Annotated in this window: 15 protein-coding genes; 3 read left to right on the forward strand and 12 right to left on the reverse strand. The window is 69.2% G+C overall.

All coding sequences use genetic code 11. The annotated features are described in order from the left end of the window. Positions 1 to 105: 105 nt before the first annotated feature. The 3 genes from AB0F43_RS28540 to AB0F43_RS28550 are packed head-to-tail and all read left to right on the forward strand — an operon-like array spanning position 106 to position 2970. A complete protein-coding gene (locus tag AB0F43_RS28540) occupies positions 106 to 579 on the forward strand; it encodes a GyrI-like domain-containing protein (protein WP_360483374.1) in 474 nt (157 codons plus the stop codon). 8 nt (positions 580 to 587) lie between these two features. After that, positions 588 to 1643, forward strand: coding sequence for a DUF5937 family protein (locus tag AB0F43_RS28545; RefSeq protein ID WP_360483377.1), 1056 nt, complete (start codon positions 588 to 590; stop codon positions 1641 to 1643). Between the two features lie 55 nt (positions 1644 to 1698). Continuing rightward, positions 1699 to 2970 (forward strand): MFS transporter, encoded by a 1272-nt coding sequence (locus AB0F43_RS28550; RefSeq protein WP_360483380.1) that lies wholly within the window; start codon positions 1699 to 1701, stop codon positions 2968 to 2970. On the opposite strand, the gene AB0F43_RS28555 is transcribed toward AB0F43_RS28550, so the two are convergent. The 12 genes from AB0F43_RS28555 to frdA form a co-directional block, all read right to left on the reverse strand. After that, complete coding sequence (locus AB0F43_RS28555; RefSeq protein WP_360483383.1) at positions 2887 to 3936, reverse strand: FAD-dependent oxidoreductase; 1050 nt, start codon at positions 3934 to 3936, stop codon at positions 2887 to 2889. The genes AB0F43_RS28550 and AB0F43_RS28555 overlap by 84 nt on opposite strands. Before the next feature lie 105 nt (positions 3937 to 4041). Further along, entirely contained in the window at positions 4042 to 4683 is a 642-nt protein-coding gene (locus AB0F43_RS28560; RefSeq protein WP_360483386.1) for a hypothetical protein, read from the reverse strand. Between the two features lie 87 nt (positions 4684 to 4770). Further along, positions 4771 to 5487 carry a hypothetical protein gene (locus tag AB0F43_RS28565; RefSeq protein ID WP_360483389.1) on the reverse strand — a complete coding sequence of 239 codons (717 nt, stop codon included), beginning with the start codon at positions 5485 to 5487 and terminating at the stop codon, positions 4771 to 4773. Between the two features lie 77 nt (positions 5488 to 5564). After that, the gene (locus tag AB0F43_RS28570; protein WP_360483392.1) at positions 5565 to 7091 is read right to left on the reverse strand and encodes a precorrin-2 C(20)-methyltransferase; all 1527 of its coding nucleotides are present in this window, start codon (positions 7089 to 7091) and stop codon (positions 5565 to 5567) included. Further along, positions 7088 to 7717 (reverse strand): precorrin-8X methylmutase, encoded by a 630-nt coding sequence (locus tag AB0F43_RS28575; protein WP_360483395.1) that lies wholly within the window; start codon positions 7715 to 7717, stop codon positions 7088 to 7090. Before AB0F43_RS28575 ends, AB0F43_RS28570 begins: the two co-directional genes overlap by 4 nt. Further along, positions 7714 to 8829: a precorrin-3B synthase gene (cobG, locus tag AB0F43_RS28580; RefSeq protein WP_360483398.1), complete on the reverse strand. Its 1116-nt coding sequence runs from the start codon at positions 8827 to 8829 to the stop codon at positions 7714 to 7716. Before cobG ends, AB0F43_RS28575 begins: the two co-directional genes overlap by 4 nt. A gap of 10 nt (positions 8830 to 8839) precedes the next feature. Beyond that, on the reverse strand, positions 8840 to 10003 hold the full coding sequence (locus AB0F43_RS28585; RefSeq protein ID WP_360483401.1) for an MFS transporter: 1164 nt from the start codon (positions 10001 to 10003) through the stop codon (positions 8840 to 8842). A gap of 115 nt (positions 10004 to 10118) precedes the next feature. Next, positions 10119 to 10886, reverse strand: a complete 768-nt coding sequence (cobF, locus tag AB0F43_RS28590) for a precorrin-6A synthase (deacetylating) (RefSeq protein WP_360483404.1) — start codon at positions 10884 to 10886, stop codon at positions 10119 to 10121. A gap of 14 nt (positions 10887 to 10900) precedes the next feature. Next, positions 10901 to 11254 (reverse strand): fumarate reductase subunit FrdD, encoded by a 354-nt coding sequence (frdD, locus tag AB0F43_RS28595; protein WP_360483407.1) that lies wholly within the window; start codon positions 11252 to 11254, stop codon positions 10901 to 10903. Further along, positions 11251 to 11631, reverse strand: coding sequence for a fumarate reductase subunit C (locus AB0F43_RS28600; protein WP_360483410.1), 381 nt, complete (start codon positions 11629 to 11631; stop codon positions 11251 to 11253). Before AB0F43_RS28600 ends, frdD begins: the two co-directional genes overlap by 4 nt. Continuing rightward, positions 11628 to 12371 (reverse strand): succinate dehydrogenase/fumarate reductase iron-sulfur subunit, encoded by a 744-nt coding sequence (locus AB0F43_RS28605; protein ID WP_360483413.1) that lies wholly within the window; start codon positions 12369 to 12371, stop codon positions 11628 to 11630. Before AB0F43_RS28605 ends, AB0F43_RS28600 begins: the two co-directional genes overlap by 4 nt. 3 nt (positions 12372 to 12374) lie before the next feature. Next, positions 12375 to 14114: a fumarate reductase (quinol) flavoprotein subunit gene (frdA, locus tag AB0F43_RS28610; protein WP_360483415.1), complete on the reverse strand. Its 1740-nt coding sequence runs from the start codon at positions 14112 to 14114 to the stop codon at positions 12375 to 12377. Between the last annotated feature and the right edge of the window lie 52 nt (positions 14115 to 14166).

The following is a 14166-nucleotide window of genomic DNA, read 5'->3' on the forward strand; positions in this document are numbered from 1 at the left end:
CCCCACCCCAGTACACGCCCAAGACCGACCCGCGCGCCAGGCCACGACACCGTTGCGATCCGGCAGGCGTTAAGTTGAGGGCAGCGTCGAGTGGAAGGTAGTGGGATGCCGGAGATCGTGAAGCGGGACGAGCGGCCGTACGTCGCGCTGCGGGGGAAGGTCGCGATGGACGGGATCGGGGCGTTCGCCGACCGGATGGGCGAGGTGGTGTCCTGGCTGGCCGCGCACGAGATCGCGCCGAACGACGCGCCGTTCTTCAAGTACGACGTGGTGGACATGGAGGCTGAGCTGGTGCTCGAGATCGGGTTCCCGGTCGACGACCTGCACCACGGCGAGGGGGAGATCGTCACCGGGGTCCTGCCGGCCGGGCGGTACGCGACGGTCACCCACCACGGCCACCCGGACGGCCTCGTCGACGCCACCCGTGACCTGCTCGCCTGGGCGGACGCGCAAGGCCTGGAGTGGGATGCTCACGGCACCAAGTGGACGGCCCGGCTGGAGATCTACAAGTCCGATCCGCGCGAAGTCCCCGACCTGAACGACTGGGAGACCGACCTCGAGTTCAAGCTGAAGGACTGACCGACCCGGTGCCGAACGTCCTGGCTGGCGTCAGCCGGCTCGACCCGGAGCGGATCCGCCACGTCGCCTCACCGCTGATCGAGCTCGGGTGCGCCCTGCACGTGCTGGCCGAGCCGCGGCATCACGGCCGGACCGAGTGGGCGGCCGGCGTGCGACTCTCCGACGTACTGCGGGCGGAGTTGGCGCAGTGGACGTGGACCGTTCGGGCGATCCGGTCCCGCTGCTTCGCGACGAGTTCGGCCACCGGTGCGCCGACCTGGCAGGACGAGCTCGCCGCACTGCGGTCGCGCAAACCCGAGGACCTGGCGGCGGACCTGATCCGCCCACTACGCGGTCTTCCGTCGAACAGCAGGACCACCGACACGGACGCCGTACTGCGCTGGGCCCGGAGTCGAGGCCGATCCGTCGGAGCTCTCGTCGAGTCGCTCCTGACCGATCCGGCCGAGCCGGTACGGCGGTTCCTCGACCTGCTCGACAACTGCTGGTCGGAGTGGTTCGCGGAGGTGTGGGAGCAGTCTCGGGATGCCTTGGCCGCCCGCGGCCGGCAGGATCGCGACCTGGCGGTCCGCGACGGGGTGGCGGCGATGTTGTGCTCGCTCGACGGTGCGATCACCGTCCGGGACAAGGACAGCCTGCTGGTGCAGAAGGTGCAGAACAAGCGCATCGACCTGGGCGAGCGCTCACTCTTGCTTGTCCCCAGCAACTACATCGCCCCGCACCTGTTCCTCGGTGAGGTGCCGGGCGAACCGCTGACCATCATCTATCCCGCCGCCGGCCGCGGTCCGGCCGTGCCCACCGCCCAGCAGGTCCGCAGCCGCCTCGAGGCTCTCGCCGCGCCGGACCGCCTGTTCGTCTGCCGGGCCGTCGCCAGCGAACCACGGACCGCCGGCGAGATCGCAGGACTCTGGGGCCTCCACCCCACCCAGGTCACCCGCCATCTGCGCGCCCTCACCCGAGCCGGCCTGGTCACCGCCGAACGCCAAGGCCGCTTCGTCGCCTACCGGCTGGACGAGCAAGCCATGCGTGACCTCGGCACAGATCTGCTGGATCTCGTGATGCGCTGACGGGATCCCGCAGCCCAACGGGTCAACGGTCGCGGTTGAGGTTGGGTGGCGAGCTGTGACTGCATCTCTTCCGCCCGCCGTTCGACGGCTCGTCTTCGCCACACTCGTCAACACGCTCGGGAACGGCCTCTACTTCGCGGTCGGCGCCCTCTACCTGACCAGGGCGGCCGGGCTGTCCGTCGGCCAAGTCGGTGTCGGGCTGACCGTCGCGGGTCTCGTCGGCCTGGTGACCAGCACCCCACTAGGCACCCTCGCCGACCGGCTCGGGCCCAATCGGGCGTACGTCGGATTCCTTCTCCTGCAGGCGATCACCATGACCGCTCTGACCCAGGTCCGCTCCTTCCCGGTGTACGTCGTGATCGCAGCCGTGACCGCGATCGCCGACTCCGGGCAGCGTGGTGCCAAGGGTGCACTGATCGCGGGAGTGTCCCCGGCCGCCCAACGGGTGCGGACCCGGGCGATCCTGCGCGTCGCGACCAACGTCGGGATGGCCGTCGGCATGGGCCTGGCCGGGATCGTGCTGGCGGTCGACCGGCGTGAGGTGTACGTGATCGCGTTGTTTGCGAACGCCGCGACGTACGTGATCACTGCCGGTCTGGTCCGCTTCGGCATGCCCGAAGTGGAACCGGTGGCGGCGGCAACCGGTCCGTCCGCGCTGGCCGCGCTGCGGGACCGGCCGTTCCTGGTCTTCGTGGCGCTGGACGGCGTACTCAGCATGCACGCCGCGATGGCTCAGGTCGCGATCCCGCTCTGGGTGGCGACCGCGACCGACGCGCCACGCTGGCTGATCGCAGTCCTGATGGTGCTGAACTCCGTCGCCGTCGTCCTCCTGCAGATCCGCGTCGCCCGAGGCACCGAACACCTGGCCGGCGCAGCCCGCGCCGGCCGCCGCGCCGGCCTGCTCCTGGCCGTCGCCTGTGCGGTCCTTGCCATCACGGACGTCACCTCAGGAGCAGTCACCATCGGCCTCCTGATCATCGCCGCACTCGTCCACGTGGTCGGCGAGATGCTCCAGTCCGCCGGCGGCTGGGGCATCAGCTTCGAACTCGCCCCACCCGGCGCCCAAGGCCAATACCAAGGCGCCTACGCCATGGGCCGCCAAGTAGGCGACATGGTCGCCCCCCTCATCCTCACCACCATCGCCGTCGGCTGGGGCTGGCCCGGCTGGCTCCTCACCGCCCTGATCTTCCTAGCCGCCGGCACCACCATCCCCCTCGCCGTACGCCGCCATCACACCTGGGAGTCAGGCAGCGGCTTCGCGGAGGAGGTTTCGGAGTTGGCGGGCGGCGGTGAAGCCGGCTCGGTTGGCGCCTATCGTGCTGGCTGAGGGGCCGTAGCCGACCAGGTGGATGCGGGGGTCGAGGGCGGTCTGGGTGCCGTTCATGCGGATGCCGCCGGACGGCTCGCGCAGGTGAAGCGGAGCCAGGTGGGCCAGGTCGGCGCGGAAGCCGGTGGCCCAGAGGATGGCGTCGACGTGCAAGGCCCGGCCCTCGGGCCATTCGACGCCGTCGGGTGTGATGCGGGAGAACATGGGGTGACGCGAGTACACCCCGCGCCGCCACGCGTCCTGCTCCTGCTCGCGCAGGTGCAGACCGGTCACGCTCACCACACTGCGCGGCGGCAGGCCGGCGCGCACCCGCTCCTCGACCTTGGCCACGACGCGGCGCCCGAGCTCAGGCCCGAACTCCTCGCCCGTCCGCCACTGCGGCGGCCGCCGCGTCACCCAGGTCGTGGACGCGACCTCCGAGATCTCCGCCAGCAGCTGCACCGCCGACGCGCCCCCGCCGACCACCAGCACGTGCTGACCCGCGAACTCGTCAGCCCCGCGATAGTCGGCCGTGTGCAACTGCCGTCCGCGGAAAGTCTCGATCCCCGGGTACCAAGGGATGAACGGGCGATTCCACGTCCCGGTCGCGTTGACGATCGCCTCAGTCAGGTAGGTCTCGCCATCGGTTTGCACCTCGAACAGGCCGTCCACCCGACGTACGCTTTCCACCACGACAGGCCGCAGTACCGGCAGCTCGAATCGCTGCTCGTAGTCCGCGAAATACGCCGGCACGAACTCGTTCGCCGGGTCACCAGCGGCACTCGGCGGCACCGGTACCCCCGGCAGGTTGGCGATCCCGTGCACGTCGCGCATCGTCAGCGAGTCCCATCGGTGCTGCCACGCCCCACCCGGCACCGGATTCCGATCCAGTACGACGACCTCGTCGTACGGCGTGAACCCCAGCCGCACCAGGTGATACGCGGCCGACAACCCAGCCTGACCTGCCCCGATCACAACGACCTTCACACCCGGATCAACAGCTCGGATCCCCAGGCTCTTCCCGGGAGGCCCAGCACAACGAAAACCCGGACGACGGATGCCCAATCCGCTGCCCGGGTTTCGCTCGATGTTTCAGTCGCCGCTCACGTCGATGCGGCGGTGGTAGCGCTGACCCGCCTTGCCGCCGATCACGGCCGCGAACAGCGTCACCAGCACGGCAGCGCCGATCGCGATCAGCCCGCCGGTGGTGAGTGTCTCGTCGGTCAGCGGCACGGACGGCAGCTCCACCCGGTCCAGTACGTCGTACTGCGAGCCGGCCAGCGCCCCGATCGCCGCGACCACCACAGTGATCAGTACGCCGATCAGCCAGACGCCGAAGCCCTGCCGCCCACCGTCGAAGCGAGCGAGCCGGCCGGCGACGTATCCGCCGCTGTAGTAGGCGATCGCCAGGATCAGCAGCAGCACCGCGCCGGACACGATGCCGATCGTGCCGGCCTCGGCCTCGGCCGCGTTCCAGTCGATCGTCACCGCGTAGTCGACCGCCGCCGCGACCGCGCCGACGACCCCGGTGAGCAGTGCAATCAGCCCGACCGCGACCAGCCAGCCGAAGAACGCGGCACCACCTTTGAACCCGCGGTACGCCGGGTCCACCTCGGTAGCCGCGGACGTCTGGACGTCCGCGCGGTGCTGCGGTCGAGTCTGCTGGTCGTCGTCGTACGGCTCGGACGGGCCGACCTGCTCTGTTCGAGTGTCTTCTCGATACTGCTGGGCCATGTCAGTTCTCCTCACCAGACAGCCCCCTGTCGCGCCTCCGGTACCCGTCGGCACGCTGGCTAAGCGTGGTGAGGTTGTTACGGCACGTCAGTCGAGCAGGCGGTCGATCTTGTCGTGGTACCGCTGGCCGGACTTGCCGCCCACGATCGCGGCCAGCAGCGTGAGCACGACCAGCGCCGCGGCGGCGATGAGGCCTCCGGTGGTGACGGTGTCGGTCGACAGCGACACGTCCGGCCGGTTCACCTCGGCAAGCAGGTCGTACTGGCTGTTCAGCAGTGCACCGGCACCTGCCGCCAGCACGGAGAACAGGAACGCGAACATCCACACCCCGAACCCGTTCCGCCCACCGTCGAACCGGGCCAGCCGCCCGGCCACGTAGCCACCGGTGTAGAAGGCCAGACTCAGCATCAGTACGGCGACAGCCGCGGCGGTGATGCCCGCGGCGCCGGGCTGGGCCTCGGCCTCGGCGCGGGTGTAGTCGAGGATCTCCGCCGTGCCCAATGCTGCCGCGGAGACGGCCAGCGAGAGCAGCACAGACATGGCGATCGCGATCAGCCAGCCGAAGAACGCGGCCCCGAACTTGAAACCGCGATACGCCAGCATTTCCGGGTCGATGTCGGGCTCCACCAGCTGCGGGGCCGGTGGTTGGTCCGGAATGATCGTGACGTCGGACATTGCCCGGTGCGCGGCCGCCCGTGCCTCCTCGTACCGCTGGGTGCTGATCGCGTCAGCGTCGTCGGGCACCTGGGTCGGGGTGATGACGGGCTGCGTCACCGTGGCGGTGTCGCCGTACTGCTGGACCATTCCGCATTCTCCTCACTGGTCAGCTCCGCGCGGGTCCTACCCGCCCGGATGGTGTCTGACACAGCCGGGCGGCGGATTTAACCGGCCTCTGGTGTCGTCTCACTCACCGTCGCCGGGTAGCGGCGGGGCGTGAAGACCAGGGGGCCGGCCGGGCGGGGCACGGTGCGGGTCTGTGACGACCCGATCACCAGGAGGCAACGCATGTCAACCGCTTCCGGGTCCAGTTCGGCGAGCGTTGTGACGGTGATCGCTTCCTCGGGGCCGCCCACGTCCCGACCGACGACGACCGGCGTACCCGGCGAACGGTGTTCGAGGAGCAGGTCGCGGGTGGCGGCGACCTGCCAGGTGCGGGACTTCGAGGCGGGGTTGTAGATCGCGATGGCGAGGTCGGCCGCGGCCGCCGCGGACAGTCGCTCGGCGATGACCTCCCACGGCTTCAGCCGGTCCGACAGCGACAGGACGCAGTAGTCGTGCCCGAGTGGTGCTCCCACCCGGCTGGCGACGGCCTGAGCCGCGGTCATGCCAGGCAGCACGCGTACGGCGATGTCGGCGTACTCGGGCTCGGACGCGACCTCAGTGACCGCGCTGGCCATCGCGAACACCCCGGGGTCACCGGACGAGACCACAACCACCTTGGACCCCTTGCGGGCCAGGTCCAGCGCGAAGGCGGCCCGCTCGGACTCGACCCGGTTGTCGGAGCCGTGCTTGCGCTGACGGGCCCGGTCCGGCAGGCGGTCGACGTACGGGCCGTAGCCGATCAGGTCGTCGGCCCCCGCGATCGCGGCGCGCACCTCGGGCGTCATCCACTCCGGCCCGGCCGGTCCGAGGCCGACGACGGTCACCGAACCCTCCGGGTCGGTCTTGGCGGCCGGTGCGGTGAAGGTGTTGTTGATCGGGCTGGGCAGCAGGGCGAGCGAGAAGTACGGCACCTCGTCCGGGTCCACGTCGGCCAGCGGAGCGGTCCGCTGCGCCTCGGTCGTCGCGCGTTCGACGTACCAGGCCTCGTCAGCGCGGCCGGCGAGCTCGAACGCCTCCCGCACATTGGCGAACGTCCGCCCGAGCTTCATCACCGCGGCCGCGTCGGTGTTCCGCAGCCGGTCCGCCAGTACGTCGGGCGGCAGCGTGCCGGGCAGCACGGTCAGGATCTCGTCCCGCTCACACAACGGCCGTCCGAGTACGGCGGCCGCCGCACTCAGCGAGGTGACGCCGGGAACGACCTCGCACGGATACCGGTCGGCCAGTCGCTTGTGCATGTGCATATAGGACCCGTAGAACAGCGGATCCCCTTCAGCCAGTACGACGACATCGCGGCCGGCGTCGAGATGGGCGGCGAGCCGGGCCGCGCAGTCGGCGTAGAAGTCGTCCATCGCGCCCTGGTAACCGCCGGGGTGATCGGTTGTCTCGGTGGTCAGCGGGTAGACAAGGTGCTCCTCGAGTTGACCGTCCCTCAGGTACGGCGCCGCGACCGAGCGGGCGATGCTGCGGCCGTGCCGTGCGCTGTGGAACGCGATCACATCGGCCGCGCCGATCAGCCGGGCCGCCTTCACCGTCACCAGTTCGGGGTCGCCCGGGCCGAGCCCGACACCCCACAGTCGCCCAGTCACTCGGCCTCACTCGCGATCGCGTTCACGGCGGCCGCGGTGATCGCGCTGCCACCCCGGCGACCCTTGACGATCAGGTACTCCACACCGAGATCGTTCGCGGCCAGCGCGTCCTTGGACTCGGCCGCCCCGATGAACCCGACCGGGATGCCCAGGATCGCGGCCGGCCGGGGTGCGCCCTCGGCTATCAGCTCGAGCAACCGGAACAGCGTGGTCGGAGCGTTGCCGATAGCAACAACCGAGCCTTCGAGCTGGTCGTGCCAGAGATCGACCGCGGCGGCGCTGCGGGTCGTCTGCAGGTCCTGCGCACGCCCGGGGACTCGTGGATCACCCAGGGTGCAGATCACTTGGTTGTCAGCGGGAAGTCGCTTCCGCGTGACGCCGGCAGCCACCATCTGCGCGTCACACAGGATCGGCGCGCCGTCCTGCAGTGCGGCTCTCGCGTTCTTGACCACGTTGGGGGAGTGGCGGATGTCCGCGACCAGGTCGGTCATCCCACAGGCGTGGATCATCCGTACGGCGACCTGCGCCACGTCGGCCGGGAGGCCGCCGAGATCTGCCTCCGCCCGGATCGTCGCGAACGACCGCCGGTAGATCTCCGCACCGTCCTTCACGTACTCGTGTGTCACCGCAGTCCCGTCCGCTCACCGTCGATCGAATACCCGTTGCCAAGAGCAAGCACATCCACGAACTCACCGGACGGCTTGCCGCACCGCCGTTCACAGCCGGACCAGTGCATCGGCCGCCCGTGCTGGGGCAACCGCGGCGTCACCCGCCGCGCATCCGCCCGGACATCCGCCAGCGCCTTCGCGCAGCCCGGCTGACCAGCACACGCTGTCACACCGTTCCACGGCGAGTCCGGCTTTGTGACCAACCCAACCCGCTCCAGCCGCTCACTGGGGTCGGTTTCGACGCGGAGGACCAGGGAGCGCCAAGGCGTGATCCGGATCTCATCGGCAACGTCCGCGATCGCGGCCGCCTGCTCCTGACCGAGACTCCCCAGTGGCACAGTCACCACCAGTGCGGACTCCCCGTGCCAGCCGGCCTCGATCGTCATCGTTGCGGCCGGCAGATCTTCAGTCGCCCGCAGCCCGATCCGGTCCAGGATCCGGTTCTCGCCATCCTCGAGCTCCGCGACCCGCCACTCCTGCCCCTGGCGCTCGTCGAGGAACGCCGCTGCCGTCGCGACCATCACATCGGCGACGTCAGCCCAGCTCACCCGCGCACCGAGCCCGCCGCCCAGGCTCAGGAAGGCCTCGCACTCGTCGATCGCCCGCACCAGCACGTCAGCCTGCACACCGCTCAGGTCCCCGCGGCCGTCGTCCAGCGCGAACAGGAACCGCCCGGGCAACTCGGCAAGCCTCGGACGCGCGCACAACCCCGCGTCAACCGCGCTGACCAGCGGCAGCACGTCGTACCTGCTCTGACCGTCGAGACCGGATAGCGGTGAGGCCAGGATGTTCCGGACCCGCTCGTGCGTGATCGACGGCAGCAGTCCCGCGTCGTACAGGCGCTCCGACAACTCCCGCGGCCCGTCCGCCGTCAGCGCTCTGACCTGCACGTTTCCCCGCGAGGTGAGTTCCAGTTGCCCGTCACCCAGCTCGCTCGCGGCCCGTCGCAGTACGTCGAGCTGCTCTACGCTCAGCACTCCACCGGGCACCCGCACCCGAGCCAGCCCACCGTCGGCTGCCTCGTGCACCGCCAGCACCCCAGGGCACCGATCCGCCTCAGTCCTGACCACAGCCGAGATGCTACGTGCCCGCTCTGACCCGCAGCAGCACTGCGGTGGTCAGCGCCGCGCACAGACCGCCGCAGACCATCACCACCGAGACCGACCACGTGTCGACTACCAGCCCGCCGAGCAGTGCTCCGGCGGACAGCACAGCCTGGAAGGAGGAGGTGAACAGCACAGTCGCCGCCTCCCGGGCCTGAGGGACCGCTCGGGCGAACCAGCTCATCGAGCACACAGGCACTCCGCCGTACCCGAGACCCCACACGACCAGCAGGACCAGTGCTCCCGCCGTACTGCGTCCTAGGACCGGCAACAGCAGTGTGGCGCCCGCGATGAGGCCTGCGCACGCCATGAACGTCGCACGCAGGTGCTGCGCGGCAGTGCTCCCCGCGACCAGGTTGCCGACCAGTCCGGCCACGCCGTACACCAGTAGCAATCCGCTGATCAGGTCCGGGCGCAGGAACTCTCGCAAGAACGTCGTGACATATGTGTAGGTGCCGAAATGCGCGGTCACGATCAGACAGGTGAGTATCAGGGCCAGGGCGGTCTCACGCTGTCGCAACGCTTCTCGCAGTACCGCCGGTCGCGTCACCTGCAGCGGGGGGAGCGGCGGGACGAAGACGTACAGCCCGACCAGCACGGCCAAGGTCAGCAACCCGAGTACGACGAACGACATCCGCCAGCCGGCGAGTTCACCCAGGAACGTGCCTGCCGGTACGCCGAGGACCGAGCCCAACGGCACCGCCGAAAAGATCACCGCCGTCGCTCGCATCGCCGAGCGTTCCGCCACCAGTCGACCCGCCAACCCGGCCCCGATCGACCAGAACCCGCCGATCACCATCCCGACCAGCACGCGCGACGCCAGCTCCACCCAGTAGTCCGACGCGGCCGCCGCAAGAAAGTCGGCTCCGGCCAGCACCACCATCAGCACGCACAACATCACCCGCCGATCAAACCGCGCGGTACTCACCGTCACCAGCGGCGCCGCCACGGCGGCCACCACTCCCGGCACTGTCATCAGCAATCCGGTGCGCCCCGCCGACACCCCGAAACTGCTCCCCATCGGCCCCAGCAAGCCAACCGGCATCATCTCCGCGGTGACAATCGAAAAGATCCCCAATGTCACCGCCCCGACTCCCAACCACACCCGCACCCCGCTCCGCCGCGTCGTCAAAGTCGTCATGCCCCAACCCCACCGCCCGGAGCATCCGAACACCGGCGATTTCCCGACATCGCCGTACGCGATCACCACCAGGTCGCATCCCCGCTACCCGGTGCGCTGTCGGTGGAATGTGCCTTTACACCTTTGGGCTAGGGCGCCTCAGCAGATAGGTGTCCATGATCCAGCCCTTGCGGTCCCGGGCCTCGGCGCGGGTCTTCTCGATGTCGGCGGCCACCTCGCGCAGCGGGCCCGAGATGAGGAGCTCGTCCGGGGTGCCGAGGTAGGCGCCCCAGTAGATCTCGGCGTCCTGGTCGAGGTGTTCGGTGAAGGCGGTCTGGGCGTCGAGCATGACGACGACGTCGTCCACCTCGTCCGGCCACGCCTTCGCCAGCCGCCGGCCGGTGGTGATCTGGATCGGGCGCCCCACCTGGTTCAGCCCGATCCGGTGCCGCGCGGCGAGTGTCGACACGCTGCTGATCCCGGGGATCACCTCGACGTCGAAGGACAGCTCGCCCCGCGCGAGGATGTCGTCCAGGATCGCCAGCGTGCTGTCGTACAGGGACGGATCACCCCAGACCAGGAACGCACCCACCTGGTCCTCGCCGAGTTCCGATGCGATCAGAGCCGCACACACGTCGGCTCGGCGGCGTCGCCAGTCGTCGACGGCCTCGACGTACGCGCTGGTGGTCCGGTTCCGCTCGGGGTCGCGGCCGACGACGACCCGGTAGTCCTTGTCCCGGGCGTACCGGCGCAGGATCTCCTCCCGCAGGTCGACCAGCTCCTGCTTGACCTCGCCCTTGTCCAGCACGAAGAACACGTCGACCCGGTTCAGCGCCGACACGGCCTGCATCGTCACCTGTTCCGGATCGCCCGCACCGACGCCGATCACCACGATCTCCCGCATGCCCGCACCTTATGTCACACGGTCAGCAGGACTACCGCGGCGATAACGGTTCCCGCCACAGCGCCGCCGTAGCACAGCAGCACGATGGGTACTTCGTACCGCTTCAGCTGCAACCCGTCGTACAGGGTGTAGCGGAAGCGGTGCGCCCAGTGGAACAGCGCCAGCGTGCAGAGGCCGAACAGCACGAGCCGGGTGATCGGATTCCGCAGTACGGCGAACACGTGCGAGTGATCCGGTGGCGACAGCAGGTCCAAGGGGAACGCGATGCCGAACAGGAACAGTAGGATCGGCACCATCAGCGCGGCCACCATGCCGCCGGCGCTGAACAGCATCCACAGCAACGGCTCGGGTGCCGGGCGGCGGTTCATCGCAGCACCAGCCAGGCGACGATTGCCGAGAGCAACAGCCACATCAGGTAGTGCGCGGCAACGACCTGCGCGGGCGGCACGCGGTGTCCGCGGACCCGGATGACCATCGCCCGCGGCGCCAGTCCGAACCAGCTGACCGTGTGCAGCAGGACGAAGAGCATCGCGACCACGTTGATCGCGAGCACCCACCACCGCCCGCTCCAGTCGAGGAACTCCTGGTACGACGCCGCGCCGTCACTCACCGCGTTGACCAGCAACAGCAGATAGACCACGAACCACGCAACGAACACGCTGCTCAGCTCACGCAGTACGAACACCAGGTAGGAACGACGCTCGAGCCACCAGAACATGGAAAGCGGCCGCTGATAAGTGCTCATCGCCGGCTCCGGGGCATCAGCAGGTCCTTGATCGTCTGCGTCGCCGCGGTCAGCTTGTACCGCTGGATCGCGCCCGCCGGGTCCACCCCCTTCGGACACGCCGCACTGCACTCGCCGACGAACGTGCAGGCCCAGATCCCTTCCGGCGACGAGAGTACGGCGCGACGCTCCTCGGCACCCTCGTCCCGCGAGTCCAGGTTGTACCGCTGCGCCAGCGCGATCGCCGCCGGCCCGAGGAACTCCGGCTCGAGGCTGTAGACCGGGCAGGCCGAGTAGCACAGCATGCAGTTGATACACATGCTGAACTGCTTGTACTCGTCCAGTTCCTCCGGCGTCTGCAGGTACTCGCCCTCCTCGACCGGACTGTGCACATCGCGGACCAGCCACGGCTTCACCGTCGGCAGCTTGGCCATGAAGTCCTCGATGTCGATGACCAGGTCGCGGATCACCGGGAAGTTGCGCAACGGCTCGACCCGCACCGGGCCGGGCGCGTAGTCGGTCAGGAAGGTCGCGCAACTCAGCTGCGGCTCGCCGTTCACGGTCATCCCGCAGCTGCCGCAGATTCCCATCCGGCACGACCACCGGAACGACAGTGTGCCGTCCAACTGGTCCTTGATGTACGTCAGGCCGTCGAGTACGGCCCAGTGCTCGCGCAGCGGCACCTGGTAGGACTGCATCACCGGTTCGGAGTCCTGCTCGGGCCGGTAACGCGCGACCTCGAGGGTGATCTCGTCTGCCATTCCCTACCTCCCGTACACCCGTTCTCCCGGCGGCCAGCGGGTGATCGTCACCGGCAGGTACGTGACCCGGCTCGTTCCGTCCGGCTCCCGCCATACCAGCGAATGCGCCAGGAACCGCTCGTCGTCGCGGGCCGGGAAGTCGGTGCGCTGATGCGCTCCGCGCGACTCCTCCCGGCGCAGCGCGCACGTGATGATGCTCTCGGCCACGTCCAGCATGAAACCGAGCTCGAGCAGCGCGATCAGCTCGGTGTTGAAGTTCGAGCTGTGATCGTCGATCGCCGCGTGGGCGAAGCGCAGTTGGAGCTCCGCCAGCTGGTCGGCCGCCTTCGTCAGCGAGTCGCCGTCCCGGTAGATCCCGGCGCCGTTCTCCATCGTGGTCTGCATCTCGGTGCGGATGTCCGCGATCCGTTCGTGGCCCTCGGAATGCCGGGCGAGTTCCTCCGTCAGGCGCCGTACCTCGTCCCGGCCCTGCGCTTCGACAGCCTTGGGTACGACGTTGCGGTACCGGCCGGCGAACACGGCCGCGGCCCGGCCGGCCCGGTTGCCGAAGACGAGGCACTCCGGCAGTGAGTTCGAGCCCAGCCGGTTCGCGCCGTTGATGCTGACACAGGCCACCTCGCCGGCGGCGTACAAACCCTCGAGCGAGGTCGTGCCGCGGATGTCGGTGTGGATGCCGCCCATCATGTAGTGCACGACCGGGCGGACCGGCACCAATTCCTTGACCGGGTCAATGTTCTGGTAGTTGGAGCACAGCTCCCGGACGAAGGGCAGCTTGGCGTCGATCAGCTTCGCACCCAGGTGCCGCAGGTCCAGGTTGACGACCGGACCGTACGGCGTATCGATCGTGTTGCCCTTGTCCATCTCGTGCACGAAGGCTTGTGACAGCCGGTCCCGCGGCCCGAGTTCCATACTGCGCATGACCGGAGTCGGCGACGGCGTACCGAGGTCGTAGTCCTGCAGGTACCGGTAGCCGTCCTTGTTGAGCAGCCAGCCACCTTCTGCCCGGGCCGCCTCGGTGATCAGGATGCCGGTGAACGGGAGGCCGGTCGGGTGGTACTGGACGAACTCCATGTCCTTGAGCGCCGCGCCGGCCCGGTAGGCCAGCGCCATGCCGTCGCCGGTCTTGATGTTGGCGTTCGTGGTGAACGGGTAGACCCGGCCACAGCCACCGGTGCACACGATCACCGCGCTGGCCGTGATCGTCTCGATCCGGCCGGTCGACAGCTCGATCGCGACAACGCCGTACGCGCGTCCGTCGTCGACGAGGATCTTGGTCACGTACCACTCGTCGTACCGGACGATGTCGGAGTAGGAGAGCGCGGTCTGGAAGAGTGTGTGCAGCAGGTGGAACCCGGTCCGGTCGGCGGCGAACCAGGTGCGCTTCTTCTTCATGCCGCCGAACGCCCGTACGGCGATCCGCCCGTCAGGCTGCCGGCTCCACGGGCAACCCCAGTGCTCCAGCCGCAGCAGCTCGCGCGGCGCCTCGGCGACGAACGCCTCGACCGCGTCCTGGTCGCACAGCCAGTCGCTACCGGAGACGGTGTCGTACGCGTGCTCGTCGAGGGAGTCGTCGTCGGCGGCAACGGCCGCGGCACCGCCCTCGGCCGACACCGTGTGACTGCGCATCGGGTAGACCTTCGAGACAACCGCCACCCGCAGCGCCGGATTCGTCTCCGCCACCGCGATCGCAGCCCTCAACCCCGCACCGCCACCCCCAATCACCACGACGTCGTGAAAGCTCATCCACGTCCTCGCTTCGCTCCGGGCGCGGATGAGGCACCAGACGCGCTGTGCT

It is taken from the genome of Kribbella sp. NPDC023972 (assembly GCF_040639075.1).
Lineage (GTDB): Bacteria > Actinomycetota > Actinomycetes > Propionibacteriales > Kribbellaceae > Kribbella.

What these genes read in the sequence shown, in the direction of transcription:
- AB0F43_RS28540 (WP_360483374.1), top strand. Translation starts at nt 106, where the DNA reads ATGCCGGAGATCGTGAAGCGGGACGAGCGGCCGTACGTCGCGCTGCGG.
- AB0F43_RS28560 (WP_360483386.1), bottom strand. Translation starts at nt 4,683, where the DNA reads ATGGCCCAGCAGTATCGAGAAGACACTCGAACAGAGCAGGTCGGCCCG.
- AB0F43_RS28565 (WP_360483389.1), bottom strand. Translation starts at nt 5,487, where the DNA reads ATGGTCCAGCAGTACGGCGACACCGCCACGGTGACGCAGCCCGTCATC.
- AB0F43_RS28585 (WP_360483401.1), bottom strand. Translation starts at nt 10,003, where the DNA reads ATGACGACTTTGACGACGCGGCGGAGCGGGGTGCGGGTGTGGTTGGGA.
- cobF (WP_360483404.1), bottom strand. Translation starts at nt 10,886, where the DNA reads ATGCGGGAGATCGTGGTGATCGGCGTCGGTGCGGGCGATCCGGAACAG.
- frdD (WP_360483407.1), bottom strand. Translation starts at nt 11,254, where the DNA reads ATGAACCGCCGCCCGGCACCCGAGCCGTTGCTGTGGATGCTGTTCAGC.
- AB0F43_RS28600 (WP_360483410.1), bottom strand. Translation starts at nt 11,631, where the DNA reads ATGAGCACTTATCAGCGGCCGCTTTCCATGTTCTGGTGGCTCGAGCGT.
- AB0F43_RS28605 (WP_360483413.1), bottom strand. Translation starts at nt 12,371, where the DNA reads ATGGCAGACGAGATCACCCTCGAGGTCGCGCGTTACCGGCCCGAGCAG.
- frdA (WP_360483415.1), bottom strand. Translation starts at nt 14,114, where the DNA reads ATGAGCTTTCACGACGTCGTGGTGATTGGGGGTGGCGGTGCGGGGTTG.